Raw genomic sequence first — 24,853 nt, 5'->3', positions numbered from 1 at the left:
TCAGCTGCTCGACTTGTTCCACTGGGCGATCTGGCTTTGCAGCATGCTCAGTGTGGATTTGGAAATGCCGATCCGCGTTTCGGAAACGGAGAACTGCGAAGCCAGGCGGGCGCGCAGCTTTTCCTGCTGGTCGGCCAGGTCGCCCTGGTCGGTGGCCACTTTTGCAAGCTGCTTGGTGTAGCGGGCGATCGAACCGCCCAGCGATCCGGCGTCGGTGCTGGAACTGGCGGTGCGGTAGATCTTGTCGATCGTGCCGAACACGCCGTTGATGCCGTTGGTGAACATCGCGGCGACGCCATCGGGATCGGCGGCGATGGTGGCATTCAGGCGATCGGTATCGAGCGAGAAGGTACCGTCGCGCAGGGTCTTCAGCCCCAGGTCGGCCAGGGTTTTCGCGGCGCCGGTGGCATTGGGCATGATCGTGGTGCTGCCGAGCCCGGAAAGCGCGCGCTTGAGCGCGCGTGCACCACTGTCGTTGGCAAGATCGCCGCCGACGGCGGTTGCGGTGTTGAGCGCGCCCACCACTTCGTTCAGCGCATCGATCAGGTCCTGCATGGACGCTGCGATCGAGGTAGTGGGATCGGCAAAGGTGACCGTGGTGGCCGCGCCGACATTGGTGGCGGTCAGCGTCAGTTTCACGCCGGGGATCACGTCGGTCAGCGTGTTGGAGGGAGAGGTCATCGACAGCCCGTCGACCTTGAAGGCGGCATCGCCGGCGCTGGACAGCACCGTGCCCGTGGTCGACGCCGGGTTCCAGGCCAGGGCGGAGAGGTCTGATGTGCCGGAAGCGGGGGTGGCGTTCAGAACGAAGGCGTTGTTCGCGCCTTCGGCGCCCTTCATCACCAGCTGCGCGCCGTTCACCGTTTGCGCGACATAGGCGGTAACGCCCGAATTGCTCGCGTTGATCTTGGTGGCGACATCGGCCAGCGTATCGTCGTCGTCGATCTTGATGTCGACCGACGTGCGGGTGCTGTCCGCGGTGAAGTTGCTGCCCGATATGGAGCCGAAGCTCAGCGTCAGCGTGCCCGCGCCGACGAGGTCGCTCTTGGCCTTATAGGCCTTGCTGGCGATCTGCTGCGACGAGGCGAGCGTGCTCACTTCCAGCGAATAGCTGCCGGTGGGGGTGGTCGATCCCGTCAGGACGGCAGTCGCCACCGCCGGGTTGGCCACTTTCGGCGTGCGCGCCAGATCGCCGCTGCGCACCAGCGTGCCCAGCGAGGTGTCGATCGACAGCAGCATCGACTTGATGTTGGACGCGGTGGAGATCTGCGTGTTGAGCTGGTCCGACTTCGCCGTCAGCCGGTCTGCCCGGCTGGCGAACTGCGCGATGGCGAGGTTGTTGGCGAGGGCAGCCATGTCCACGCCGCTGCCACCACCCAACGCCGTTACCAGCGAAGTGGTAGCGAGCGAGGATGTCGCGCTCGTCGTCGAAGTGGTGGATGTGGTGGTGGTCATGCAGCGCAGGACGGCAGGAGCGACGAATATTTAAGGGGCCGTCAGGATGTCCGGCCGGTGGGCGGGCTGATGCTAAGTCCCCGTCCCCTCCAGCCGCCCGTCGGCATCGAAGCGCAGGGTGACCGGAACCGCCACTTCCGGCGCGGTGCGCTTTTCCCCGCGCTTCAACGACAGCACGAAGGCCAGGATCGCGGCGATGGCGACATAGTGTTCCTCGCGGATCATCTGCTTTTCGCGGGTGGTATAGAAGACCGAGCGGGCGAGCGTGGGATAGGCCAGCATCGGCACCGCATATTCGGCGGCCAGTTCGCGCATCGCCATCGCCTTTTCGCCGCGTCCCTTGGCCAGCACCACCGGGGCGGGGGCCTTGGCCGGATCGTAAGCCAGCGCGACCGAGAACTGGGTGGGGTTGGTGATCACGAACTGCGCTTCCTTCATCGCCGGGATCAGCGCGCCCATGGCGATCTGGCGCTGGCGCTGCTTGATCGCGGCCTTCTTCTCGGGCGCGCCTTCGGCATCCTTGTTCTCGTCCCGCACTTCCTGAAGCGTCATCTTCAGGCGGGAGAGGCGGCGAATGATCTGCACCGGCAGGTCGAACATGGCGATCAGGAACAGCCCGCCGGCCAGCCAGAACAGCAGCGTGGTGATGCTGTGCCATGCGGCGGAGACCTGCCCCATCAGGTCGCCGCCGCCCAGTTGCACCAGCCTCTCGATCTCTCCCCGCGCCCAGTACCAGCCGATCGTGAGCAGCAGGGTGACCTTGGCGATGCCCTTGCCCATTTCGATCCAGCCACTGGGGCCGAACATCCGCTTCAGGCCGGCGAGCGGATTGATGCGCGATCCCTTGGGCAGCACGTTGCTGCCAAGCCAGCGCCCCTCGCCAAAGCCGAGTTGGGACACCAGCGAGACCAGCAGCACCGCAAGGCCCAGCACCAGGATCGGCGGCAGCAGCTCGACGAGGACTTGCAGCAGGCGCTGGCCGGGGGTGAAATCGTCGATATCGGCGCGGTTCCAGGTGAAGCCGGTGGCCAGCGCGCGCAGCAGGCGGTCCATCACCCAAGGGCCGGCGAGGGCCAGCCACGCCCCGCCCATCGCTACGCCCGCCGCCGTTGCCATCTCGCGCGAGCGGATGACGTCGCCCTTCTCGGCGGCGTCCTTCTTGCGCTTGGCGGTGGGGGCGAAGCTCTTTTCGCCTTCCTGCTCGCTCATATTGGCGCCTTAGGGTTTGATAACCTCAGCCGCCTGCGTGATCGCATCGGCGGAGAGGCGGGTGACAAGGTCGGTCAGCACCGGCGCGCTGGCCAGCAGCGCCGCGATTCCGCCCAGCACGCCGGCAGGCAGGCCCAGCGCGAAAAGGTTGAGTGCAGGGGCGGAGCGGCTGAGCACCCCGGTCACCACTTGCACCACCAGCAGGACGAGGCAGGCGGGCAGGGCGATCGCCGCGCCCGTCGCGAAAGTGCGCGTGGCGAAGGAGGCGACCAGCGCGAAACGTTGCGCGCCCAGCCAGGTCTGCCCCGGCGGGAACGTGCGGTAGCTTTCCACCAGCAGCGCGAACCATTGCAGGTGCGCGCCCAGCGCCAGGAACACCATCGTCAGCACCACGGTGAAATACTGGCCCAGCGCGGGCGATTGCGCGCCGGAATTGGGATCGACCGAGACGGCCATGTTCATGCCCATCGATCCGCCGACGACTTCGGCGGCCAGGATCGGCGCGGCAAAGGCCAGTTGCAGCGCGAAGCCCAGCGCCAGCCCGATGCAGACCTCCCCGGCGACCGAGAGCATGCCCATCAGCGAGAACAGCGCGGGCGGTGGCTGTACTTGCGTCCAGGCGCAGACCATCACGGCGACGGCCCCGGTCAGGATCACGCGGGCCTGCGGCGGCACCCCGGCGATGCCGAACATCGGCGCGGCCAACAGTGCGGCGCCGATGCGGGTCATCACGAAAAGCAGCCGCCAGAATTCATGCTCTACCGGCCCGAACCCGAAGGTGAGGCTGTTCACGGCGCGACCTGCTCGGCCTGCCCGGTGCGGGCGATCTCCGCAAAGATCTCCTGCGTGAAGTCGCCGATCAGCGTCATCATCGAACTTCCCAGAACCACCAGCACCAGCGCCGTCACCGCCAGCTTGGGCACGAAGGTCAGCGTCTGTTCGTTCACCGAAGTTGCCGCCTGGATCACGCCGACGACGAGGCCGACCGCGAGCGAGGCGATCAATACCGGTGCGGCGACCAGCGCGGTCACCCACAGCATCTTGTCCGCCAGATCGAGCAGGGCGCCGATGTCTTCCATGACCCTACCCGAAGCTCGCCGCCAGCGATCCCATCAGCAGCGCCCAGCCATCCACCATCACGAACAGCAGCAGCTTGAAGGGGAGCGAGACCACCATCGGGCTCATCATCATCATGCCCAGGCTCATCAGCACGGAAGAGACGACAAGGTCGATCACCAGGAACGGCAGGAACAGCATGAAGCCGATCTGGAACGCCGTCTTCAGCTCGCTAGTAACGAAGGCGGGCAGCAGGATCGAGAAGGGCACGTCGGCCGTGTTGGCGAAGCGCGGAGCTTTGGCCATGTCCGCGAACATCGTCAGGTCCCGCTCGCGCGTCTGGCGGATCATGAAGGCGTGGAACTCGCGCCCGCCCGCCTCGATCGCCTGCTGGGCATTGATCTTGTCCGCCGCGTAGGGGGCGATGGCATTGGCGTTCACCCGCTCCAGGGTGGGGGACATGACGAAGAGCGAAAGGAACAGCGCCAGCCCGATCAGCACCTGATTGGGCGGCGATTGCTGCAGGCCGATCGCCTGCCGCAGGATCGCCAGCACCACCAGGATGCGGGTGAAGCTGGTCATCATCAGCACCAGGCTGGGCAGGATCGTCAGCAGCCCCATGATGAGCAGGAGCTGGAGCGACAGGCTCATGCCCGGTCCCCCCGGCCCCGATCCGGTGCCGCCGACCGAGCCGAGAGCCCGGTCCAGCGCGCCGGGGATCGCGGATTGAGCGTGGACCGCGAGGGGCAGCAGCGTCGTGCCCAGCGCCACCGTCAGGGAGAGGGCGCGCTTCATTGCGTTTCGTCCTCGACAGCAAGGGCCTGTTCGAAGCTTCTGGCGGGCGCCTCGGCTAACCGGGTCAGGCCCTGACGAGAGGCGGAAACCAGGATCTCCCGCCCGTGGAACTCGATCACGGCCAGCTTCATCGTGGGGGAGAGCATCAGCGTTTCCACGATCCGCACCGAGCGCCCGGTGGCCGGGCCGCCCACACGCTCCTGCATGCCCCGCGCCAGCCACAGGCAGGCCCAGATCATCGCCGCGATCAGCGGCAGCAGCAGCACCAGCTTGAGCAGATACCAGCCCATCGCCGTCTTACTCCTGCGTTTCCGCTTCGGGCCCGGTTTCAGGGAGCGCGGCCGGCTCCTTCGCGGTTTCGTCGCCCGTCATCTCGACGATGCGCAGCCCGAAGCGGCCGTTGTGCGCCACCACTTCTCCCCGCGCGATCGGCTTGCCGTTGACCAGCACGTCCAGCAGCTCGTCGGTCATGCGGTCGAGCACCACCAAGCTTTCGGGGCCCAGCGAGAGCACGTCGCGCAGCTTCATCTGGGTGCGGCCGAGTTCGACCGACAGCCGCACATCGACGTCGCGCAGGAATTCGAGGCTGCGGGGATGGATGCTCATGGACGTTCTGTTCCTCGGAAAAAGCGCGGGCTAGAAGGCGTGGTCAAAAGGCGTGGCCGATCTGGACCGCGACGCGGTCGTCGAGTTCGCCGACCGTTCCGGTGGCGATGGTCTGGCCGTCCACCTGCAACGGCACGCTGCGGGCGACGGCGACGGGCAGCACGTCGCCCGGCCGCAGCGCGGACAGGCGCGACATGGCGATGGGCATGTCCACCAGCACGGCGGTCACCTCGATCAGGATCGAGGCGAACGGCTCGCCGGTAGGGCCGGGGCGGGCGCGGCGCGGACGTGGCGGCACCGGGCGCGGCGCCGCCGTGGCGGCGGCCAGAGTGGTGACCGGAAAGGCCAGTTGCAGCGACCAGGGCGCAAAGCCCGGATCCTCTATGTCGAGCGAGAGCGACAGCAGTTCGGCGCTGGCCGGAAACGGGTCCAGCTGGCGCAGGCTGGTATCGCGCCGCACCGGGCGCACGCGCAGGTCGTCATGCCCGCCGAACGCCAGTCCCAGCGCGGTGGCCAAGGCCGCCTCGATCCGTTCCAGCAGCAGCAGCGCCGAAAGCGGCAGGGTCTCCGGGATCGTCTCCGGCATGTCGCCGCGGCCGCCGAAGGCGCGATCGACTATGCGCAGCACCGATCCCGCCTCGAACGTTGCCAGCAGCGGCAGGGCGGCGGGGCCGAGCACAAGCATGGTATGCGCGGCGGGGCCGTCCAGCTCGGACTGCAGCGATCCCAGCGTGCCGTCCATCGGCATGCCCACGCGTACCAGCGGCGCATCCCCGCCCGAAAGGTGCGCCAGCGCGGCGGAAAGCGTGCGGCTCAACCGCTCTGCGATCAGCGACAGTGCCGGGACCAGGTCCGTCAGCTGCGGCACTTTGCCCAGCAGTTCGGCCGAGTGCCTGGCTTTCGGGGACGGTGGGGAGGATGCCATCGCCGCGCTCACTGGATGATGAAGTTGCGGAAATAGACGTTGTCGACCCCGCCGAAGCCTTCCTTCTGGATCAGCACGCGGTTGATCGCATCGGTCATCCGCTTCTGCAGGCGCGTCTTGCCGTCGATGGTGTAGACGTCGTTTTCCGGCGTATCGGCCAGGATCGCCAGCATGGAGGAGCGGATCGCCAGTTCATGCTTCTTCAGCCATTGCAGCACCCGCCCGTCGTACCGGGTGGAGCACGCCAGGCTGAGCTGGATCATCGAATCCGAATCCTTCAGGTTCGACGTGAAATCGTCCGAAAAGGTGTAGTAGGCGGTGCGGTACGGATCGCCGCCATCGCCTTCGACATCGCTGGCGGCGGCATCGGCTTCTCCGCCCTCCTGCTTCGGCGCATAGGGATCGGTTTCGCCCTTGCGGATCAGCTGGGGGCGATTGTCTTCCTGCTTGTTCGCATGGCCGCCCAGCATTCCGGTGGCGACCAGCGCGAAAGCCGCGCCGCCGCCGCCCAGCACCAGCATGCCCACGCCCACCAGGATCAGGCCGAGCTTGCCCTTGGACTTCTTTTCCGCGCCGCCATCATTGGCGCCGTCTTTGGCTGCCTTGTCGCTCATCGTGTTCCCCTGAATGGTGATGCGGATCAGGCGTAGATGCCGCCGCGGTCGGCGCGGGTGGACCGCGCTGGACGGTCTTCATGGGGCATGGCGGGGCTTTCGCCGCGCGCGGCCTGTGCATGGCGGCGTTCGCCGTCCTGCCCGCCGGCGGCAGTGCCCGTCTGGGCCGAAGCCTGCCGCTGATCCTGCGAGAAATTGCCGCTGCCGGTCTGCGCCGCGCCATTACTGCCGGACGGTTGCCAGCCCTGACGGCCATCGCCGCGCGCGGGATCGCCCTGATCGCCGCTCATCTGCCCAGCCAGCGAAGCCGCGACGCCGGCGTGGACCGCCGTGTTGAACGAAGGATCGGCGCTGGCCATCGTCACCGAGAGGCCGCTGCCCTCCGGCCGGAACTGGAGCGAGACGGAGCCGAACTGCGCATGGTTGAAGGCCGTGCGGACCACTTGTGTCCCCGCCGCCTCACGCGCCTCGGCGATCCGGCTGACGAGTGTGGCGAAGTCCTGCGGGCCTTGCGGCACATCCTGCGGCGTGGCGCTGGTGCCGACGCTTGCCGGGGTGGCCGCAGCGTGGACGGTCTGCTGGGGCAGGGTGAGCGTCTGGCTGGTTTCGAGTGTCGCCGCGCGGGTGAGGGCGGGCAATTCCGGCTGCCGCTCGGCCGGCGCGGCCGGATCGGTGGTCAGCGGTGAGGGGGCAGGCTGGGCAGGCTGGGCGGGCTGAGCCGGTGCGGCTGCCGCAGGGGGCGTGCCCGGCGTAGCGGGCGTCGCTTTGGGCTGGGCGTCGAGAACGGCTGCCACGGGGATGGGCGCAGGCGCGGTGCTTGCCGGTTCGGCCTTGGACCCTGCCGCCGGCGAAACCTCGATGGAGGCGAGACGGACCTGTTCCACCGATGCGGCAACCTGCGCGGGTTGCGGCGATGTCGGGGTGGCGGGAGTCGCGATGGCATTTCCGGCATTTCCGGCATCGGCGGCAGGCAACTGCGCCAGCGCGGCAAGCGCGGTCCGCGTGGAGGCCGCCTTGGTAGCGGGCACAACGGCAGCGGGCATTGCTGCGGGCGTCGGCTGGGCGCTGACGGCCGGCGCGTTCTTTTCCGCGACCGCCGGGGCCACCGGGGCTAGCACGGCCAGCACGGCCATCAGCGTGTCGGCGGCATCGAGGCTGGTGGCATCGGTGGTATCGGATGCTTGCCCGGCATCCGCGTCGGTGTCGGTTTCGGGCGAAGTATCTGTGGCTTCATCGCTGTCGCCCGAGGCGATCCTGATCTCCGGGCTCAGTGCAGCGGCGGCAATGTCCGGCAGGGCTTTGCCGGGTGTCTTGCCGGGTGTGGCAGTCGCCGCTGCCTTGGCAGGGGCCGTCTTCTCGGCAGCCGCATCGGCCGAAACCACTGCAACGGCATCGGTTTCCGGCGCCGCCGCATCGCCCAGAATGGCCGCGAAGCCACTGCTTGGCGCGGTGGCGGACGCAGCGCCGGCGGCCTTGCCGGACGAAGCGGAGGCGGGGGAAGGAGCGGCGGAGGGGGAGGACGGGATCATCATGCCCGTCTCTATTCAAGACCCGTGCCAGAACCGGAGCCGGCAGGACGACGCGCGGTAAGCGCGGGCGTTTCCCCGGCCTTGGCGATCATGCGTTCCTGCAAGGCGGCGCGTTCCTCGATCGCAGCGCGGCGGCGTTCGGCGGCGGCAAGCTGGAGTTGCTTGGCATCGGCGATGGACTGGGCGCGCTGCGCATCGCCTTCGGTGGTCTGGCTGATCGCCTGCAACCCGCTGACGAAGCGGCCGACCTGATAGAGCGCGGCACCATCGGCCATCTCGCGGCGGCGGGCATAGTCCGCCGCCAGCGCGCGGGTGCGTTCGGACAGCGATTTCAGCTGGGTCAGCGTGCTTTCGGCCTGCGCTGCCTCCAGCGCGGCGGTCTGCTTGGCGATGGCACGGATCTTTTCGAGCCGCCGCAGCCGGATCAGGCGCTTGCGTTCGGCGTTCATCGCTTCAGCCGGACAGGAGCTGCGTCAGCCGCGCGGTGCTATCCGCAAGGTTCACCACTTCGCCCGCCGGCTGGCTGAGGAAGGCGGAGAGGGCCTGATGCATGGCGATGGCGCGGTCCAGTTGCGGATCGGCGCCGGCGCGATAGGCGCCCATCAGCACAAGGTCGCGGTTCGCCTCGTAACTGGCGGAAAGCGCGCGGAACTGGCGGGCCAGTTGCTCATGTTCGGGCGGGACGATGTCGTTCATCACGCGGCTGAGAGAGGCGGCGATATCCACCGCCGGATATTGCCCGCGCTGGGCCAGATCGCGCGACAGGACGATATGCCCGTCCAGGATCGATCGTGCGGTGTCCACCACCGGATCGTCTTGATTGTCGCCATCGGCCAGCACGGTGTAGAGCCCGGTGATCGATCCGCCGGATGCCGCCGAATTGCCCGCGCGCTCCACCAGCTTGGTGATCGTCGCCAGGGCAGAGGGCGGATAGCCGCGTGCCGCGCCGGGTTCGCCCAGCAGCAGGCCGATCTCGCGCGCGGCGTGGGCCACGCGGGTCAGGCTGTCCATGATCAGCAGCACCCGCTTGCCCTTGGACCGGAAATGCTCGGCCATGGAGGTGGCCAGCATCGCCCCGCGCAGGCGTAAGTTGGGGGCATGGTCGGCGGGCACTGCGACCACCACGGTCCGGTCCTTCTTGTCGGCATGCATGTGCCGCTCCACAAAGTCGGACACCTCGCGCGCGCGCTCGCCGATCAGGCCAACGACGATGACTTCGGCCGAGGCCCCGCGCGCGATCATGTCGATCAGTACCGACTTGCCGACGCCCGATCCCGCCATCACGCCGATACGCTGGCCGACGCCGAACGTGGTGAGCGCATTCAGCGCACGTACGCCGGTATCGAAAGGCAGGCGCACCGGGCTGCGGTCCAGTGCCGACGTGCGCACGCCGCCTGCCGGCCATTCCATGCGGCTGTGGATCGGAAAACCACCGTCGATCGGCAGTCCCTCGCCATCGACGGCGCGGCCCAGGAACGGCTCGCCCACCGGCAGCAGGCCGGGCCGGCCCTCCGCCCAGACACGCGCGCCGGGGCGCAGCAGGATCGTGTCGCCCAGCAACATCATCATCGTGCGGCCGTTGCGGAAGCCGATCACTTCGGCGGCGAGCGCCTTTTCCGGGCCGTGGGCGATACGGCACATCGCGCCCACCGGCACCGAAAGTCCGCTGACTTCCAGCAATCCGCCATCGCAGGCGGCGACCAGCCCGTAGCGGCGCGGCGCCAGATCGAGCGGTCCGGAAGCAAGATCGTCAAGGATCGATCCGTAGAGCTTCATCACTGCTGAAGCGCCTCGGTTATCGCGCGGCGCCAGCTTGCCGGGCCGTCCTCAACCCCGCCATTGGCGGTTTCGATCCGGACGGAGCCGCGCTCCAGCGTGCGGTCGGGCAGGATCTTCCATTCGCTGCGCAAGCGCGGCGAAATCAGGTCGAAATCGCGGGGGTTGAGCTGGATCACCCGGTCGTCATCGGCGCGGGCGAGCATGGAGACGGCGGTTTCTATCCGCCGCGTCAGCGCCACGGGATCGAGCGCGAGCGGGGCGATCGCGGCTTCGCACAGGGCGGCGACGGTATCGCGCAGGCGCAGGCGCAGTTCTTCCTCCAGCCGTTCGTCGATCCGCGCGAAGGACAGCGCCAGCCGTTCGCGCGCGGCGGCATCGGCGGCGGCGCGTTCGGCCGCAGCCTCGGCCGCCTGGCGGTGCCCTTCGGCAAAGCCATGCCCATAGGCTTCGGCAATCGGGTCCGGTGCTTCGGGTTCGGGCGGCGCCTCCGCCACGGGTTCCTGCGGTGCCGGGTCCGGGACGGGGGTAGTGGCGGTGAAGCGCAGATCTGGCTGGAATCGGGCAGGGCGGGACAATGTCTCGAACAGAGACGAGGCCGCCCGGCTGCGTTCGCCGCGATCGTTTTCATCCCGCTCCCACTGTTTCTGGCCGAAGCGGCCGAGCGAGAAGCCCAGATCAGACATATTCGTCGTCGCCCGAACCGAAGATGATCGCGCCTTCCGCCGCCAGCCTGCGGGCGATGGTCACCACTTCCTTCTGCGCGGCCACCACGTCGGCCAGCTTGGTGCGGCCGCGTGCCTCGATCTCGTCCTTCACGCCTTCCGCCGCGCGGGAGGACATGGCGCGGAAGAACACGTCGCGCTCTTCCTCGCCGATGCCCTTCAGCGCATCGATCAGCGCATCGTTGGGAACGTCGCGCAGCAGGGTACCCATGGCCTTGGGATCGAGCACGAAGAGATGTTCGAACTTGAACATCTCATCCTCGATCTGCTTGGCCAGCGCCTTGTCGCGGCGGGTGAGGTCGCCCATCACCCGCTTCTCGACGATGCGGTTGACGCCGTTGACGATGCCCGCCGCCTCGCGGATGCCGCCCACTTCGAACGGGCGCTGGCCGTGGAAATCGGAAATGCGGCGGGTCAGCAGGTCTTCCAGCATCTCGATCGCCTGCACCGTTACCGGGCCAAGCGTGGCGATGCGGTGGACGATTTCCGGCTGCACGCCATCGGGCAGCGCGTGGAGCACGGCGGCGGCCACTTCGGGGTCGAGCTGCACCAGCATCACGGCGATGGCCTGCGGATGCTCATCACGGATCAGTGGCACCAGCGAATCCGCCGTCAGCCATCGCGCCAGTTCGATGCTGGAATGGCGGGGAGCTTCGGGCCGGATGCGGCTCATCAGGTTTTCGGCCTTCACCTCGCCCACGGCGCGGGTGATCATCGTGCGGACCTGGCCGACGCGATCGTGGGCGACGATGCCCAGGGCCTCCGTCTTCTCGACGAAGCCGCTGATCGCCCCGGCAATCAGGTCCGGCCCGATCTCGCCCAGCGCGCACATCTTCTCACCCAGGCGTTGCAGTTCGTCGGGCTCCAGCTCGGCCAGGATGCGCGAGGTCTGCTCCTCGTTCAGAAGCATCATCATCACCGCCGCATTGTCGGCGGGGTGGAGGGGGGCGATCTCGCTCATCAGGCTGCCTTCGTCTCGCCCTCGACAGGGTCGTTGATCATCTGGCGCAGCGCGGCGACGGCGCTTTCGGGCTTTTCGGCGACCAGCCGCTGGGCAAGGTCAACCTGCCGCGACAGCAGGTCCGATCGGGTCACGTCGATATCCATGTCGATCGTGCTCTCGCTGGCGGCGGAGCGGGAGGATGAGGACGACGAGTGAGAGCCGAGCATGCGGCCGACGAGGCCGGTATGCACTTCTTCCTCCTCATCCTCGTCCGGGCCCATGATCTGGGCGACGGACTTGGCCTTGTCCTGTTTTTTGGAGCCGCGCTTGCCGGGCGGCGTGCGGTCGCCGCGGATCGCCTTCACCAGCGGGCGCACGCCGATCAGCAGCACCAGCAGCACGGCCAGCAGCGCCGCGCCGTTGCGCACCACCATGGCGAACCACGGCGTTTCGTAGAACGGCAGCTTGTCGGCACCGGTTGGCTCGAAATTGCGGATCACCACTTTTACCTGATCGCCGCGCTGGGTGTCGGCGCCGACGGCGGCGCTGACCAGCGACTGGATATCCTGGATCTCTTGCGCCTTGGCGCCCTTCAGCCCCGCATCGCTGACCGCCACGGCCACCGACAGGCGCTTGATCCCGCCCGGCCGCGAATTGGAGACGGAGACCTGACGGCCCAGCTCGTAATTCTTGCTGGACGAGGATTCGCCATTGGTCGGCGGGGTACCGCTGGCGGCAGCCGTGGGCGTGCCCTGCGGCGCGCCGGGGCGGGCCTGCGTGGGCGGCGGCGGCGAATTGGACAGCGCGCCGGGCACGCCCGCCGCCGGTCCGGCGCCGGTCGATTGCGACTGTTCCTGCGTCTCGCTGCGGACGACGCCGTCCTTGTCGTAGCTTTCGCGTGCCTGAGTCACGTCGTCCATGTCGAGTTCGACCTGGGCCTGCGTGGTGAAATTGGTTTCGCCCAGCATCGGCGTCAGCAACTGGCTGACTTGTTCGCGCAGCTTGGCCTCCATGCGCGATTGCAGGTCCAGCCGGTCGGTTTCCGGCCCGCCTTGCTGCGAAAGCAGGCGGCCGTGCTGGTCCACCACGCGCACCGCATCGGGGGAGAGGCCGGGGATCGAGGCGGCCACGAGATTGACGATCGCGGTAACCTGGCTGTCCGTAAGCTGGCGGCCGGCCTTCAGCCGCACCATGACCGAGGCGGACGGCGGCACATTGTCGCGCACGAAGACGGACTTCTCACCTTCGGCAATGTGTACGCGCACGCCGTCCACGCCGTCGATCTCGGCGATGGAGAGTTGCAGGTCGTGCTCGCGCGCGGCGCGCAGGCGTTCGCCTTCCAGCGTGCGGCTGGCGCCCATCGGCAGCTTGTCCAGCATCTGGTCGCCGCTTTCGGGCGTGGCCAGCGCGCCGTCGGACGCCACCAGCATGCGGGCGCGGTAATAGTCGCCCTCGCCCACGGTCAGCGCGCCGGAATCGTTGTCGATATGGTAGGAGATGCCCGCCTGCTCCAGCGCGGCGGCGACTCCGGCCCGGTCGGCATCGTCAAGCTGGGCATAGAGCACGCGCTGCGGCGAAGGGGCCAGGGTATCCCACGCCAGCAGCGCCCCGCCCACGGCGGCAAGGCCGATGAACACGGGCAGGAAGCGGCGCACTGCCGGCTGCGCGGTGAACGATCCGATGCGTGTGAGCACCGGGCCGCCCTGCGGGTCCGCGAAGGGCGCGAACAGCGAACGTGGGGCGGGCAGAGTGCCGGAACCATCGGGCATCGGGGGGGAAGCGGTATCGGCCATGGTCTATCAGAGCCCCATCCGCATGATGTCCTGATAGGCGGACAGCAGCTTGTTGCGGACCTGCAGCGTGGCTTCGAAGGCGACGCCCGCCTCCTGCCGCGCCAGCATGACTTTGGCGACGTCGGTCACTTCGCCCTTCTGGTAGGCATCGGTCACGCTTTCGGCGTTGTTCTGCACCGAATTGACGCTGTCGAGCGCGGTCTTCAGCGAATCCGCGAAGCCTTGCGCGGGCGGCTGGGCGCCGGTGGTGTCCGTCGTCGTCAGGGCGGAGGACTGCGTGGACGCCTGGGTGGAATGGATCTGCTTCAGCAGGTCGCTGCGATCGATGATCTGCTGGCGCATGGCCATGATCTGCTGGATGCCGCCACCCCCGTTGGAGGCGCCGACGATGCCGGAGATCGCGCTCATCGGAAGGCTCCCACGGCATGGCGGCCGATCTCGATCCCGGCTTCACGCAGCGAGGCGAGGCGGTACCGCAAGGTGCGCTCCGAAATGCCCAGCTCGCGCGCCGCGCGCACCCGGCTGCCGCCGCAGGCTTCCAGCGTTTCGACGATGGCGCGCGCTTCGGAAATCTGGACGATGCTGGAAAGCCGGCGCGGGCCTTCGTGATCGTCGTGATCGTGCGCCCCATGGGCTGCTGCCGGCGCCATTCCCGGAACAACCGGCGTGATCAGCCGTGCCGGGCTGTCGAACACGATGTGTTCGGGCGTGATCGTGGGCTTTCCGTGTGCCAGCAGCAGTGCGCGGCGCATCACGTTTTCCAGCTCGCGCACGTTGCCCGGCCAGGCGTGCAGCTTGAGCATGGCGATCGCGCTGTCGGAAAGGCAGGGCACGCGCGCCGGATCGGGCGCATGGCGCATGGCCATCGCGAAAGCGAGCGGGGCAATGTCGTCCGGCCGTTCGCGCAGCGAGTCGAGCGTCAGCGGGAAGACGTTTAGCCGGTAGTAGAGGTCGGCGCGGAAGCGGCCCTCGGCCACTTCGGTCGGCAGGTCGCGGTTGGCGCAGGCGATCACCCGGATGTCCACCTTGATCGGCTTGGTCGATCCGATGGGAACGACCTCCTGCTCCTGCAGCGCGCGCAGTAGCTTGGCCTGCAGCGTCAACGGCAGTTCGGCAATCTCGTCCAGCAGCAGGGTGCCGCCGTCGGCCGCGCGCATGAAGCCTTCGCTGGCCTGCGTGGCCCCGGTGAAGGCGCCCTTCTGGTGGCCGAACAGCAGCGCTTCCAGCATCGTTTCGGGCATCGCCGCGCAGTTGACCGCGATGAACGGGCCCCGGTTCCGGGCAGAGCGGGCATGGATGAAGCGGCTGAGCACTTCCTTGCCGGTGCCGGTGGGCCCGTTGATCAGCACGGGAATGTCGCTGGCCGCCAGCCGGTCGGCCAGGGCGAAGACCGCCAGGCTGGCCGGATCGGCCGCAATCGGCGAATCCGCGCCGGACAGCGCCGCCAGCACCATCGCCAGCGAGCCTTCGCTCACCGGATCGGCGTATGTCACCGCCACCGATCCGTTGGCCGCGCGCGAAAGGGCCGGAACGTTCCCGCGCGCCAGATGCACCACCCGAGCGGCCGTGGGCCCTTCTTTGCCCTGCTCTTTGCTTTCGGCGCCCTGCGGTTTGCTTGCGGCATCGCGCAGCACGACCGATCCCGGCTGGAGCAGGGACCCGGCGATGGCCGTCGCACGGCGCACCAGCGGACCGTGACGACGTTCAAATTCGGTGTCGAAAATTTCTTCGACCATGTCTCGATGTACCCCATGGAATTAATCTTCTTCCAAGGGGGCGTATGCCGTCCAAACGGCGAATCCTTCGAAAATTTAAGTCCCCGTAGCGACACCTAGTTTGGCCGTTTCAGGCCGCCCGTTTCAGCGTGTTCGAAGGGCCTTCCGGCAACATTCCGGCAAGGGGGCGGCTTAATTTTGCCGGGCCATTGCCGGTCTAGCTGCCGACGGTTGGGCCGGATGCGCCGGTTTCCGCCGTTCGGAACTCGGGATACCCTACGGGAGCAATTACATGTCTGTGATCAATACCAATATCAGCGCCATCCGCGCCGCAAATGCATCGAACTCCGCCAACAAGATGCTCGGCACCGCGATGGAGCGTCTTTCGACCGGCAAGCGAATCAACTCCGCCAAGGACGATGCCGCCGGCCTTGCGATCGCCACGTCCATGACCTCGCAGGTGCGCGGCATGAGCCAGGGCATCCGCAACGCCAACGACGGCATCTCGCTGGCCCAGACCGCGGAAGGCAGCCTGGACGAAGTGACCAACATGCTCCAGCGCGTTCGCGAACTGGCCGTGCAGTCGTCTTCGGGCACCTATCAGGACAGCGACCGCGATGCGATGCAGTCGGAAGTGACCGCGCTGACCAGCCAGATCAGCGACGTGCTGACGCAGACCAAGTTCAACGGCAACACGCTGTTCTCGACCTCGGGCTCGGACGTCACGTTCGACATCCAGACCGGCTCGAACTCGGGCGAGAAGGTCACGCTGACCTCGAACGTGATCGACGGTGCCAACCTGGGCACGGCGCTGGACGTTTCGACGTCTGCGAAGGCTTCGGACACCATCGATAGCGTCGACCTTGCCCTGGCGGACGTGAACTCCACCCGCGCCTCGCTGGGTGCCGGGCAGAACCGCCTCGAATCGGCGATCAACAACCTGACCAACAACGTGACGAACCTGTCGGATGCACGTTCGCGGATCGAGGATGCCGATTATTCGACGGAAACCACGGCGATGGCCAAGGCCCAGATCCTGAGCCAGGCGTCGACCGCAATGATCGCGCAGGCCAACCAGAGCCAGCAGAACGTGCTGTCGCTCCTGCGTTAAGACCTGACGCGCAAACGGCCGCGCCCTTGGGGCGGCCATGCGGGCCCGGCGGGCTTTCCCCAGCCGCCGGGCCCGTTTTTGCGTCTCCGCTCCCGGGCCTCTCATGGTATTCTCCGCCGCAAGGGGCGATCCACGACGATAGCGACTCGGTGAGAGGGGATCCGCGATGTCAGATCATATCGACGAAGCGAAGCTTCACGCGTTCATCGGCAAGATGCTGGGCGATCTGGGCGGCGCGATGAGCGTGCCCACGGTGCGGATCGGGCTGCGGCTGGGGCTGTTCACCGCCCTGGCGCAAGGCCCGGCGACGGCGGAGCAACTGGCGGCGCGTGCGGGTGGCCTCCATGCCCGCTACGTCCGCGAATGGGCGCTGGCGCAGGCGGCCAATGGCTATGTGGACTACGATCCCGCCGCCGGCACCTTCAGCCTTTCGCCCGAGCAGGCGATGGTCTTCGTGGTGCCGGACAGCCCGGTCTACCTCGCCGGGGCCTACGAACTGGTGGCGGCGATGATCGAGGCCGAGGGGCGGGTGGAGCAATGCTTCCACGACGGCAGCGGGGTGCGCTGGGGCGACCATGCGGGATGCCTGTTCTGCGCGACGGGCGCGTTCTTCCGTCCCGGCTACGTCAACAATATCGTCCAGAACTGGATCCCTGCGCTGGACGGCATGGAGGCGAAGCTACGCAAGGGGGCGAAAGTGGCCGATGTCGGCTGCGGCGTGGGCTTTTCGACGATGCTGATGGCGGAAGCCTACCCCGAGAGCCTGTTCATCGGATACGATTTCCACGAACCTTCGATCAAGGAAGCCCGCCGCCATGCCGAGGCGCATGGACTGGGCGAGCGCGTACGGTTCGAAGTCTCCCCCGCCAAGGCCATCGACGAGGACGGTTTCGATCTGGTGACGATGTACGATTGCCTGCACGACATGGGCGATCCGCGCGGCTGCGCGGCGCATATCCGGCAGATGCTGGCGCCGCACGGACGGTGGATGGTGGTGGAGCCGGTTGCCGGGGACGCGCCGGGGCAGAACTTCAACCCGGTCGGGCGGCTGTACTACAATGCCTCCACCATGATCTGCGTGCCGACCTCGCTCGATCAGGAAGTGGGTGAGGGGCTGGGCGCGCAGGCCGGTGAGGCGCGGCTGTCGGCGATCATGCGGGAGGCTGGGTTTACCTTCGTGCGCCGGGCCACGGAGGGGCCGTTCAACATGGTGTTGGAGGCGGCTTGATTGTCGCGGGGTTGCGCTGGCTCACCCCGCTGCGACCAGGACTTGCGAGTCTCGCTGCCCCTCCCGCTTGCGGGAGGGGGAAACAGGGCAACGGACCGAGCGAGCCATAATTCCGCCCTCCCGCAAGCGGGAGGGCCGCGAGGCTTGGTGAGCCGCAGGCGAGCCTAGCCGCAGCGGGGTGGGCCTGCGCAACGCTCTGCAAAGGAAGCGGGGCCCCCGGCTTCGCGGGGCGACGAAGTTTAGGGACTGACGTTCAGGTCTTTACGTCGGTTGGCGGTTTCCGAAGTTCTCGCCGCATAGCATCGCGCCGGAACCTGACGGCTCGTGAGAACAAAGCTCGTCCCTAATTCGCGATCGTGATCGAAATCCGGCGGTTCCTCGGGTCATGCGGATCCTGCGGGATCAGCAGTTCCTTGTCCGCAACGCCCTCGATCCGCTTGAAGCGATCGTCCGGCACGCCGTCGCCGATCAACTGCTGGCGGGTCGCCTCGGCGCGGCCGGCGGAAAGGGACCAGTTGTTGCCCGGCACGCCGTCGCGATAGGGCACCGCGTCGGTATGGCCGCGCACGGTGAGCGGGCCGCCGTCCTTGCCGATCGCCTCCGCAATCGCCTTCAGCAGCTCCTGCGCCTGCGGCGTCAGGATCGTGGTGCCCAGCCGGAACATGGAGAAGTCGGCATCGTCCACCATGTCGATGCGGATGCCCTCGGTGGTGTCCACCATGCGGATCTGCTTGGCCAGCTTGCGCAGTTCCGCCGTCGATTGCAGCTTGCGGTTCAGCGCTTCCCGCGCAAGCGAGGTGCGCTTGATCGGGGTTCCGCCCTCCCGGTTGCCGCCGGTGGTGTCGCGCGGGATGGTGATGGTCTTGGTGCCGGTGCCGCCCGCGTGGGGCAGGTTGTCCTTTTCCGTCAGCGAGGATCCGCCCAGCAGTCCGTTCGCCGATCCCGCACTGCCCTGCCGCGTCTTGACCAGGGTGGGGGAGAAGTAATCGGCAATGCCCTTGCGCTGCTTTTCGGTGGTGGCGCCCACGATCCACAGCAGCAGGAAGAAGGCCATCATGGCCGTCACGAAGTCCGCATAGGCCACTTTCCACGCACCGCCGTGGTGGCCGGCTTCCACCACCGTCACTTTCTTGACGATGATCGGGCGCGGCGCCTCCTTCGGCTTCTTGGTCGCCACTTCAGCGGCCCCTCATCGCGTCGAGCAGTTCGGAAAGGCCGGGGCGGAAGGCATGGCCAAGGCCGGACCGTGCCGATTCCACCACCAGCGGTTGCGGCCAGCCGTGCAGACTGGCGATGATGACCTGCTTCACCGCGTGGAAAATCTGCTCGTCCTGCTCGTTGATCTGCTTCATGCGTCCGGCCATCGGGCCGACGATGCCGTAAGCCAGCAGCACGCCCATGAACGTGCCGACCAGCGCGGAGCCGATCATGCCGCCCAGGATAGACGGCGGCTTGTCGATCGAACCCATGGTCTTCACCACGCCCAGCACGGCGGCGACGATGCCCAGCGCCGGCAGCGAGTCGGCCAGGTTCTGGAACGCGTGCTGCGGTTCGTGCAGTTCGTGGAAGTGGGTCTTCATCGAATTGTCCATCACGTCCTCCACTGCGTGGACTTCCAGCGTGCCGGACGAGACGACGATCAAGGTCAGCGTATCGCAGATCAGGTGGACCAGCGCCTCGTTGGCCAGCAGGCGGGGGAATTCGGCGAAGAGCGCGGAGTTCTGCGGCTCATTCACATGGCTTTCCAGCGCCACCGGGCCTTCGGAGCGCAGCAGCTTCATCAGCCGCACCGTCAGGATGATCGCGTCCACATGATCCTGCTTGTTATGGCGCGGGCCCTTGAAGACTTTGCCCAGGCCTTTGCCCAAGGCCTTGATCTCATGCATCGAATTGCCGGTGACGATGGCACCCAGCGCGGCGCCGCCGATGATGAGCATTTCGTGCGGAATCGCCTCCATCACCGGGCCGAGCGCGCCGCCGGTGATCGCGAAGCCGCCGAACACCATCACCAGCAAGATGACGACGCCGATCACTGCAAACATGGTTAACGCTCCCCGTGGTGTTGAAGACCGGCCGCTGCTCCCTCAGGGTGGCCCCTCAGGCTGGAACGGCCGGTTTTGGGCGGATCAGCTGATCGCGTTGAACAGGCTGAGCGAGGCGAGCTTGCCGAACGTGGATTGCGCCGCTTCCAGAACCGTCATGGTTTCCTGAAGATTGGCGATCGTGGTGGCGGGATCGGCGCCGCCAATGTCCGATTCCTCGGTGGAGCGCAGTTCGGAAAGGTTGGTGCGCCGGTCGTCCACCACATCGATCCACGCAAGGCGGGTGCCGACCACGGTCTGTCCGGTGGTCAGCGTGTCCAGCCCGGTCTTGAGGTCGGTCAGCGCGGCGGATGCGGCGCCGGTCGGGTCGGTGCCGCCCTTCAGGGCATCGGCAAGCCCCTTCACCACGGCAAGCAGGTCGGTCTGGTTGCCGCTGGAATTGGTGAAGGACAGGAATTCGGGCCCGGTCATCGAACGGGTGACGCTCTGCCCGTCGCCCAGCGGCAGGCTGTCCGTGCTGGCGGTGCCGACATAGACCGCGTTGCCCGCGGAATCGAGCGAGTAGGCATCGCCGGCGCTGGCCCCGCCGAACAGCGCATGGCCGTTGGAATCGCGGGCGTTGGCGAGGGCCAGCAGATTGCTGAAGACCTGGTCCAGCTGGGTGCCGATCGAGGCGCGCTGATCGTCGGTAAGCGTGGAATTGGCCGCTTGCGTGGCCAGGTCCTGCACCTGCATCAGCGCGTCCGACATGTCCGACATCGTTGAATCGGCCAGCGAAAGATCGGCGTTGGCGCGGCTGGCGTTGGTCTTGTCGATGCCCGAAAGCGCTTCCTGCCGCGACAGGTTGCGCAGGCGCGATGCCGCCACCGGATTGTCCGACGACCGGTCGAACTTCAACCCGCTGGACATCTGCGACTGATAGTTTTCCGCCTGCGTGCGCAAGTTCTTCATGTCGTTGCGCGACCTCTCGAAAAAGGCGCTGGTGCTGGTCGAGACGATAGTCATGGGAAAGGCTCCGGTCGGATCAGCTGATCGAGAGGATGGAATTGAAGATGTCGGAGGCGACCTGCATCACCCGGCCATTGGCCTGATAGGCCTGCTGGAACAGGGTGAGGTTCACCGCCTCCTGATCGAGATCGACGCCCGCCTGCGCTTCCAGCGCGACTTTGGCGTTGCTGGCGATCGATGCGAGCGAATCGCGCGTGACCGTGCGGCCGGCGACGGCGCTGGAAATGCCGAACAGCAGCGAATCCATGTCTCCGGCGGGGTCCGCCGCATCGAGCGCGCTGCGCATCGATTCCAGATTGGAAGCATCGCGGCTGTTGGCACCGGCACCCGCCGGGGCCGTGGCGATCTGGCTGCCGCTGGTGAGCGAGAGCGACATGCTGGCCGCATCGGTGCCGGAGAACATGGGCTGCCCGGCCGTGCCGTTCAGGTCCACCCCGGCGGTCTGCGCGCCGTTGATCGCGGTGATCACTTCGGAGGCAATGGAATCGAGCTGCGAATGGACATTGGCCAATTCGGACAGCGCCTGGTTCTTGCCCGCGACCGAGCCGGAGGAGATCGTGGCGGCATTGCCATCCAGCGTGAAACTGAGCGTGCCGTCGCTTTCGGTATTCGCCGCCAGGGTGGAAGCGGTGCCGCCATTGACCAGATCGGGGCCGGTGGCGCCGCCCAGCCGCACTTCCACCGTGCCGTCGTCCCCAAAAGTAGTGGAGATGTCGACATAGCCGCTGATCTTTTCCAGCAGCGAATCGCGCTGGTCCAGCAGGCTGGACTGGTCGCTGGAGGCATCCGACGAACGGGCAAGGCGCAGGTTAACGCGCGCCAGTTCGGTGGACAGCGTGTTGACCTGATCGACACCGTCCTGCGCCTCGAACCGCAGGCCTTGCCCGGCGGCGTCCAGGCTGGAGGCGGCGGTGTTCATCGTCTGCGCCAACGTGCGGCCCTGTTCCAATGCGGAGGCGCGCAGCGATCCATCGGTGGGATCGGACAGCAACTGCTTCAGCGAAGCTTCGAAGCTGACGACGGAATCGTAGACGCCGGTCTGCTCCACCGCGCTCTCGACGTTTTCCAGCCCCTGCACTTCGGCATCGGCGCGCGCCGCATCGGCCCCGGTGCGGCGCACTTCGGACTGGCGGAACATGTCCGCATTGCGCGTGATCCCGTTGATCCGCACGCCCGCAAGGTTGATGGCCGTGGGGGAGGAACTGACCGAGTTGATCGCCAGTTCGGACAGCGAGACGCTGCGCCGCACATATCCGTCGGACGAGGCGTTGGCGATGTTCTGCGCGGTAACGTCCAGCGCGGCCTTGGCGGCGCGGGCGCCCGAGTTGGCGATCGAGATGAGGTTCGAGGCCATGGCTTAGGCAGGTCCCTTCGATGGATTGGCGGCGCCGGTGTTCGCGGCGTTTCCGGCAGCTTCGTCGGCAGGCAGGAAGCGCTGCATCTGCGCTTCCAGGATGGAGGCCAGGCCCAGCACGCCGCTTTCGGCCGTCACGTCGGCGAAGTGTTCGTCCTGCATCTGGTTGAAGGTATCCATCGCCTGGCTGCCGAACACATTGTCCCCGCCGAAGTCGGTCTTGCGCGCGGCGGCCAGCATCTGGCGCACCAGCATCGATTCGAACTGCTTGGCAGTGGCCTTCAGCTTTTCCCGATCGGTGGCGCCGGGGGTGATGGTCATGCCGGGAAGGGCGGTATCGATCGTGCTCATATCACCACCATCTCTGCCTTGAGGGCGCCCGCCTGCTTCAGCGCTTCCAGGATCGCCACGAGGTCGGACGGGGTGACGCCCAGCAGGTTCAGCGCATCGACCACGCGGGCCAGCGAGGCGCCGCCCTTGAACAGCATCACCGCGCGCTTCTCCTCCTCCACGGCCAGGGTGGAGTTCTGCTCCACGGCGGTGCGGCCCTGGCTGAACGGTCCGGGCTGGACCACCATCGGCCGTTCCTCCACGCGCACGGTCAGCTTGCCGTGGCTGATCGCGGCCGGGGCAAGGCGCACGGCGGAATTGATGACCACGGTGCCCGTGCGGCTGTTCACCACCACGCGGGCGGGGGTTTCCGCCGGATCGACCTCGATCATCTCGATCGCGGCCATCACGCTCGCGCGGGTGTCGGGCTCTGCCGGCAAGTGCAGCGCCAGCGTCACGCCGTCCTCTACCGAGGCAGTGCCGGGAAGACGGTTGTTGATCGCATCGCGCACGCGGGCGGCGGTGAGGAAATCGGCGTCGAACAGGTTCCAGCGGAGTACCGCGTTGCTGTCGAACCCGGTCGAGACTGCACGCTCCACGCTGGCGCCTTCGGCAATGCGGCCGACGGTGGGGATGTTGACGGTGACGTTGGAGCCGTCCTTGCCGGAAATGCCCAGACCGCCGACTGCAAGGTTACCTTGCGCCATGGCATAGATCTGCCCGTCCGCACCGTAGAGCGGCGTCATGATCAGCGATCCGCCGCGCAGCGACTTGGCCTTGCCGATGGCGGAGACGGTCACGTCGATCCGCTGGCCGGGCTTGGCGAAGGCGGGCAGTTCGGCCGTGACCATCACGGCGGAAGCGTTCTTCAGGCCGGGCGAGACGCCGGGCGGCAGCGTCAGGCCCATGCGGCCGGAAACGCCCTTCATCGCCTGCGTCGTATATTCCAGATTGTCGTCCCCGGTGCCGGGCAGGCCGACGACGATGCCGTAGCCGGTCAGCTGGTTCTCGCGCACGCCCTGGAACTGGCCCAGATCGCGCACGCGCTCCGCATGGGCCTGGACCGGAGCCAGGAACACGATCAGCGCGATCATCGCGATCAGCAGCATGCCCAGGATCGCGTCGGTCACCCGGTGGATCAGAAGTTGGCGATTGCGCATCAGAACGGCGAAATCATGTTGAAGAACTGGCCCAGCCAGCCCTGGCGGCCCGAACGCATGATCGCGCCCTTGCCGGTATATTCGATCTGCGCATCGGCAACGCGGGTCGAGGCGATCTGGTTGTCCTCGTCGATATCGGCGAGGCGGACGATGCCGGAAAACCGGATCCATTCGTCGCCCTGACTAACCAGCATTTTCTTTTCTCCTTTGACGAGCGCGGTGCCGTTGGGGCGGACTTCCGCGATGGTGACGGCAAGGGTCGAGACCAGCGTACTGGTCTGCGCCGCATTGCCCTGACCATTGAACGTCGAGGAACTGCTGGCATTAAGCGCATCGGCCTTCAGGAACGACAGAGGGCCCTTGGTGGGCGGCACGATGGCGGCGCCGCCGCCCTTCTGGCTTTTGGAGCTGACGGTCTTGGCTGCCGTGGTGCTTTCCACCAGCACGATCGTCACCGCATCGCCGACATGCGCGGCGCGCGTGCCACCGTGGAGCGGGGCATAGCCGAGCGAGACGTTGAAGATGCCGCCGGTCGGCTGGGCCTCCGGCGCCGGCGCGGGCAGGGGCACCGGCAGCGTCGGTTCGAAGCCGGACGGTTTCGGCGGCTTCTTCGCAAGCGCGGGCGTGCCGGAAAGGACCGCCAGTGCCGAAGCCGCCAGCAGGAGGGGGCGCGTCGCCATCGTCACAACGTCTGGTTCGCGTTGCGCAGCATCTCGTCCACGGCGGAGATCATCTTGGAATTGATCTCGTAAGCGCGCTGCGTCTCGATCATGTCCACCAGTTCCTCGACCACGTTGACGTTCGAGGCTTCGAGCATGCCCTGCCGGATCTGCCCGCGCCCGTCCTGCCCGGCGATGCCCAGCTGCACCGGGCCACTGGCGGCGGTTTCCAGCAGGAAGTTGTCGGCACCGGCCTGAAGCGCGGAGGGGTTGGTGAAGTTGGCGACGGTGATCTGGCCCAGCTGCGAAGGGTCCGACTGCCCGGCCAGTTGCGCGGAGACGGTGCCGTCCTGCGAGACGGTGACCGAGGTTGCCCCCTCTGGCACGGTGATCGGCGGCTGGACGATATAGCCCTGCGTGGTCACCAGCTGTCCTTCGGACGAGCGAGTGAAATTGCCCGCGCGGGTATAGGCCAGCTGGCCGCCGGGCAGGCTGATCTGGAAATAGCCGTCCCCGTCCAGCGCCAGGTCGAACGTGTTGTTGGTGGTCTGCAACGTCCCCTGCGTGTCGATGCGCGAGGTGGACTGGATCGATACGCCGGTGCCGAGGTTCAGCCCGGTGGCGTAGACCGTTTCGTTGGAAGACTGCGCGCCGGCGACGCGCGCGTCCTGATAGGCCAGCGTTGCGAAATTGGCGCGGTCGCGCTTGAACGAAGTGGTCGATACGTTGGCCAGGTTGTTGGCGATCACGCGCATGCGCGTGTCCTGCGCCTCAAGACCGGTACGGGCGACCTGTAGTGCGGAACTGGGCATTTCTTGTG

Annotated in this window: 27 protein-coding genes; 2 read left to right on the top strand and 25 right to left on the bottom strand. The window is 67.2% G+C overall.

The window, feature by feature from the left end; translation table 11 throughout:
- The 17 genes from fliD to WBP07_RS13960 all read right to left on the bottom strand — a co-directional run bounded on the left by fliD (position 1) and on the right by WBP07_RS13960 (position 15,162).
- Positions 1 to 1,455: a flagellar filament capping protein FliD gene (fliD, locus tag WBP07_RS14040; protein ID WP_395391935.1), complete on the bottom strand. Its 1,455-nt coding sequence runs from the start codon at positions 1,453 to 1,455 to the stop codon at positions 1 to 3.
- Positions 1,456 to 1,527: 72 nt separating this feature from the next.
- On the bottom strand, positions 1,528 to 2,664 hold the full coding sequence (locus WBP07_RS14035) for a flagellar biosynthesis protein FlhB (protein WP_395391933.1): 1,137 nt from the start codon (positions 2,662 to 2,664) through the stop codon (positions 1,528 to 1,530).
- 9 nt (positions 2,665 to 2,673) lie between these two features.
- Positions 2,674 to 3,456, bottom strand: coding sequence for a flagellar biosynthetic protein FliR (gene fliR, locus WBP07_RS14030; RefSeq protein ID WP_395391931.1), 783 nt, complete (start codon positions 3,454 to 3,456; stop codon positions 2,674 to 2,676).
- Entirely contained in the window at positions 3,453 to 3,743 is a 291-nt protein-coding gene (locus WBP07_RS14025) for a flagellar biosynthetic protein FliQ (RefSeq protein WP_395328988.1), read from the bottom strand. Before WBP07_RS14025 ends, fliR begins: the two co-directional genes overlap by 4 nt.
- A gap of 4 nt (positions 3,744 to 3,747) precedes the next feature.
- Complete coding sequence (gene fliP / locus WBP07_RS14020; RefSeq protein ID WP_395391929.1) at positions 3,748 to 4,515, bottom strand: flagellar type III secretion system pore protein FliP; 768 nt, start codon at positions 4,513 to 4,515, stop codon at positions 3,748 to 3,750.
- Positions 4,512 to 4,805 (bottom strand): flagellar biosynthetic protein FliO, encoded by a 294-nt coding sequence (locus tag WBP07_RS14015; protein ID WP_395391927.1) that lies wholly within the window; start codon positions 4,803 to 4,805, stop codon positions 4,512 to 4,514. The genes fliP and WBP07_RS14015 overlap by 4 nt, the downstream gene beginning before the upstream one ends.
- Before the next feature lie 7 nt (positions 4,806 to 4,812).
- On the bottom strand, positions 4,813 to 5,121 hold the full coding sequence (gene fliN, locus WBP07_RS14010; RefSeq protein ID WP_395391925.1) for a flagellar motor switch protein FliN: 309 nt from the start codon (positions 5,119 to 5,121) through the stop codon (positions 4,813 to 4,815).
- A gap of 43 nt (positions 5,122 to 5,164) precedes the next feature.
- Complete coding sequence (locus WBP07_RS14005; RefSeq protein ID WP_395391923.1) at positions 5,165 to 6,046, bottom strand: FliM/FliN family flagellar motor switch protein; 882 nt, start codon at positions 6,044 to 6,046, stop codon at positions 5,165 to 5,167.
- Between the two features lie 8 nt (positions 6,047 to 6,054).
- A complete protein-coding gene (gene fliL, locus WBP07_RS14000; protein WP_395391921.1) occupies positions 6,055 to 6,660 on the bottom strand; it encodes a flagellar basal body-associated protein FliL in 606 nt (201 codons plus the stop codon).
- 26 nt (positions 6,661 to 6,686) lie between these two features.
- Positions 6,687 to 8,192 (bottom strand): hypothetical protein, encoded by a 1,506-nt coding sequence (locus tag WBP07_RS13995; RefSeq protein WP_395391919.1) that lies wholly within the window; start codon positions 8,190 to 8,192, stop codon positions 6,687 to 6,689.
- A gap of 8 nt (positions 8,193 to 8,200) precedes the next feature.
- Entirely contained in the window at positions 8,201 to 8,638 is a 438-nt protein-coding gene (locus WBP07_RS13990) for a hypothetical protein (RefSeq protein WP_395391917.1), read from the bottom strand.
- Positions 8,639 to 8,642: 4 nt separating this feature from the next.
- Complete coding sequence (locus WBP07_RS13985; protein ID WP_395395798.1) at positions 8,643 to 9,965, bottom strand: FliI/YscN family ATPase; 1,323 nt, start codon at positions 9,963 to 9,965, stop codon at positions 8,643 to 8,645.
- Positions 9,965 to 10,651 (bottom strand): FliH/SctL family protein, encoded by a 687-nt coding sequence (locus WBP07_RS13980; RefSeq protein ID WP_395391915.1) that lies wholly within the window; start codon positions 10,649 to 10,651, stop codon positions 9,965 to 9,967. Before WBP07_RS13980 ends, WBP07_RS13985 begins: the two co-directional genes overlap by 1 nt.
- Positions 10,644 to 11,651 (bottom strand): flagellar motor switch protein FliG, encoded by a 1,008-nt coding sequence (fliG, locus tag WBP07_RS13975; RefSeq protein WP_395391913.1) that lies wholly within the window; start codon positions 11,649 to 11,651, stop codon positions 10,644 to 10,646. Before fliG ends, WBP07_RS13980 begins: the two co-directional genes overlap by 8 nt.
- Positions 11,651 to 13,426: a flagellar basal-body MS-ring/collar protein FliF gene (fliF, locus tag WBP07_RS13970; protein ID WP_395391911.1), complete on the bottom strand. Its 1,776-nt coding sequence runs from the start codon at positions 13,424 to 13,426 to the stop codon at positions 11,651 to 11,653. The genes fliG and fliF overlap by 1 nt, the downstream gene beginning before the upstream one ends.
- A gap of 6 nt (positions 13,427 to 13,432) precedes the next feature.
- Complete coding sequence (gene fliE, locus WBP07_RS13965; RefSeq protein WP_395391909.1) at positions 13,433 to 13,834, bottom strand: flagellar hook-basal body complex protein FliE; 402 nt, start codon at positions 13,832 to 13,834, stop codon at positions 13,433 to 13,435.
- Positions 13,831 to 15,162: a sigma-54 interaction domain-containing protein gene (locus WBP07_RS13960; protein WP_395391907.1), complete on the bottom strand. Its 1,332-nt coding sequence runs from the start codon at positions 15,160 to 15,162 to the stop codon at positions 13,831 to 13,833. The genes fliE and WBP07_RS13960 overlap by 4 nt, the downstream gene beginning before the upstream one ends.
- A gap of 271 nt (positions 15,163 to 15,433) precedes the next feature.
- Between WBP07_RS13960 and WBP07_RS13955 the strand changes: the two genes are divergently transcribed.
- Both WBP07_RS13955 and WBP07_RS13950 read left to right on the top strand, forming a co-directional pair.
- Complete coding sequence (locus WBP07_RS13955) at positions 15,434 to 16,252, top strand: flagellin (RefSeq protein ID WP_395391906.1); 819 nt, start codon at positions 15,434 to 15,436, stop codon at positions 16,250 to 16,252.
- 166 nt (positions 16,253 to 16,418) lie between these two features.
- Positions 16,419 to 17,480, top strand: a complete 1,062-nt coding sequence (locus tag WBP07_RS13950; protein ID WP_395391905.1) for a class I SAM-dependent methyltransferase — start codon at positions 16,419 to 16,421, stop codon at positions 17,478 to 17,480.
- 343 nt (positions 17,481 to 17,823) lie between these two features.
- Here WBP07_RS13950 and WBP07_RS13945 read toward each other — a convergent pair whose 3' ends face one another.
- From WBP07_RS13945 to flgG, 8 genes are all read right to left on the bottom strand, one after another.
- Positions 17,824 to 18,657, bottom strand: coding sequence for a flagellar motor protein MotB (locus tag WBP07_RS13945; RefSeq protein WP_395391903.1), 834 nt, complete (start codon positions 18,655 to 18,657; stop codon positions 17,824 to 17,826).
- A gap of 1 nt (position 18,658) precedes the next feature.
- On the bottom strand, positions 18,659 to 19,522 hold the full coding sequence (gene motA, locus WBP07_RS13940; protein ID WP_395391901.1) for a flagellar motor stator protein MotA: 864 nt from the start codon (positions 19,520 to 19,522) through the stop codon (positions 18,659 to 18,661).
- Positions 19,523 to 19,606: 84 nt separating this feature from the next.
- Positions 19,607 to 20,527, bottom strand: a complete 921-nt coding sequence (locus WBP07_RS13935) for a flagellar biosynthesis protein FlgL (RefSeq protein ID WP_395391899.1) — start codon at positions 20,525 to 20,527, stop codon at positions 19,607 to 19,609.
- Between the two features lie 19 nt (positions 20,528 to 20,546).
- Positions 20,547 to 21,884: a flagellar hook-associated protein FlgK gene (gene flgK, locus WBP07_RS13930; protein WP_395391898.1), complete on the bottom strand. Its 1,338-nt coding sequence runs from the start codon at positions 21,882 to 21,884 to the stop codon at positions 20,547 to 20,549.
- 3 nt (positions 21,885 to 21,887) lie between these two features.
- Complete coding sequence (locus WBP07_RS13925) at positions 21,888 to 22,235, bottom strand: rod-binding protein (protein ID WP_395391896.1); 348 nt, start codon at positions 22,233 to 22,235, stop codon at positions 21,888 to 21,890.
- A complete protein-coding gene (locus WBP07_RS13920; protein ID WP_395395797.1) occupies positions 22,232 to 23,323 on the bottom strand; it encodes a flagellar basal body P-ring protein FlgI in 1,092 nt (363 codons plus the stop codon). The genes WBP07_RS13925 and WBP07_RS13920 overlap by 4 nt, the downstream gene beginning before the upstream one ends.
- A 50-nt stretch (positions 23,324 to 23,373) precedes the next feature.
- A complete protein-coding gene (locus WBP07_RS13915) occupies positions 23,374 to 24,054 on the bottom strand; it encodes a flagellar basal body L-ring protein FlgH (protein WP_395391894.1) in 681 nt (226 codons plus the stop codon).
- Positions 24,055 to 24,056: 2 nt separating this feature from the next.
- Positions 24,057 to 24,845, bottom strand: coding sequence for a flagellar basal-body rod protein FlgG (gene flgG / locus WBP07_RS13910; protein ID WP_395391892.1), 789 nt, complete (start codon positions 24,843 to 24,845; stop codon positions 24,057 to 24,059).
- Between the last annotated feature and the right edge of the window lie 8 nt (positions 24,846 to 24,853).

This window comes from Novosphingobium oxfordense (assembly GCF_044029435.1).
Lineage (GTDB): Bacteria > Pseudomonadota > Alphaproteobacteria > Sphingomonadales > Sphingomonadaceae > Novosphingobium.
This window is presented reverse-complemented; position numbering and strand designations above follow the sequence as displayed.

Excerpts from the sequence above, each read along its gene's own strand:
- fliD (WP_395391935.1), bottom strand. The coding sequence starts at position 1,455 with ATGACCACCACCACATCCACCACTTCGACGACGAGCGCGACATCCTCG.
- WBP07_RS14035 (WP_395391933.1), bottom strand. The coding sequence starts at position 2,664 with ATGAGCGAGCAGGAAGGCGAAAAGAGCTTCGCCCCCACCGCCAAGCGC.
- WBP07_RS14025 (WP_395328988.1), bottom strand. The coding sequence starts at position 3,743 with ATGGAAGACATCGGCGCCCTGCTCGATCTGGCGGACAAGATGCTGTGG.
- fliP (WP_395391929.1), bottom strand. The coding sequence starts at position 4,515 with ATGAAGCGCGCCCTCTCCCTGACGGTGGCGCTGGGCACGACGCTGCTG.
- WBP07_RS14015 (WP_395391927.1), bottom strand. The coding sequence starts at position 4,805 with ATGGGCTGGTATCTGCTCAAGCTGGTGCTGCTGCTGCCGCTGATCGCG.
- fliN (WP_395391925.1), bottom strand. The coding sequence starts at position 5,121 with ATGAGCATCCATCCCCGCAGCCTCGAATTCCTGCGCGACGTCGATGTG.
- WBP07_RS14005 (WP_395391923.1), bottom strand. The coding sequence starts at position 6,046 with ATGGCATCCTCCCCACCGTCCCCGAAAGCCAGGCACTCGGCCGAACTG.
- fliL (WP_395391921.1), bottom strand. The coding sequence starts at position 6,660 with ATGAGCGACAAGGCAGCCAAAGACGGCGCCAATGATGGCGGCGCGGAA.
- WBP07_RS13995 (WP_395391919.1), bottom strand. The coding sequence starts at position 8,192 with ATGATGATCCCGTCCTCCCCCTCCGCCGCTCCTTCCCCCGCCTCCGCT.
- WBP07_RS13990 (WP_395391917.1), bottom strand. The coding sequence starts at position 8,638 with ATGAACGCCGAACGCAAGCGCCTGATCCGGCTGCGGCGGCTCGAAAAG.
- WBP07_RS13985 (WP_395395798.1), bottom strand. The coding sequence starts at position 9,965 with ATGAAGCTCTACGGATCGATCCTTGACGATCTTGCTTCCGGACCGCTC.
- WBP07_RS13980 (WP_395391915.1), bottom strand. The coding sequence starts at position 10,651 with ATGTCTGATCTGGGCTTCTCGCTCGGCCGCTTCGGCCAGAAACAGTGG.
- fliG (WP_395391913.1), bottom strand. The coding sequence starts at position 11,651 with ATGAGCGAGATCGCCCCCCTCCACCCCGCCGACAATGCGGCGGTGATG.
- fliF (WP_395391911.1), bottom strand. The coding sequence starts at position 13,426 with ATGGCCGATACCGCTTCCCCCCCGATGCCCGATGGTTCCGGCACTCTG.
- fliE (WP_395391909.1), bottom strand. The coding sequence starts at position 13,834 with ATGAGCGCGATCTCCGGCATCGTCGGCGCCTCCAACGGGGGTGGCGGC.
- WBP07_RS13960 (WP_395391907.1), bottom strand. The coding sequence starts at position 15,162 with ATGGTCGAAGAAATTTTCGACACCGAATTTGAACGTCGTCACGGTCCG.
- WBP07_RS13955 (WP_395391906.1), top strand. The coding sequence starts at position 15,434 with ATGTCTGTGATCAATACCAATATCAGCGCCATCCGCGCCGCAAATGCA.
- WBP07_RS13950 (WP_395391905.1), top strand. The coding sequence starts at position 16,419 with ATGTCAGATCATATCGACGAAGCGAAGCTTCACGCGTTCATCGGCAAG.
- motA (WP_395391901.1), bottom strand. The coding sequence starts at position 19,522 with ATGTTTGCAGTGATCGGCGTCGTCATCTTGCTGGTGATGGTGTTCGGC.
- WBP07_RS13935 (WP_395391899.1), bottom strand. The coding sequence starts at position 20,527 with ATGACTATCGTCTCGACCAGCACCAGCGCCTTTTTCGAGAGGTCGCGC.
- flgK (WP_395391898.1), bottom strand. The coding sequence starts at position 21,884 with ATGGCCTCGAACCTCATCTCGATCGCCAACTCGGGCGCCCGCGCCGCC.
- WBP07_RS13925 (WP_395391896.1), bottom strand. The coding sequence starts at position 22,235 with ATGAGCACGATCGATACCGCCCTTCCCGGCATGACCATCACCCCCGGC.
- WBP07_RS13920 (WP_395395797.1), bottom strand. The coding sequence starts at position 23,323 with ATGCTGCTGATCGCGATGATCGCGCTGATCGTGTTCCTGGCTCCGGTC.
- WBP07_RS13915 (WP_395391894.1), bottom strand. The coding sequence starts at position 24,054 with ATGGCGACGCGCCCCCTCCTGCTGGCGGCTTCGGCACTGGCGGTCCTT.
- flgG (WP_395391892.1), bottom strand. The coding sequence starts at position 24,845 with ATGCCCAGTTCCGCACTACAGGTCGCCCGTACCGGTCTTGAGGCGCAG.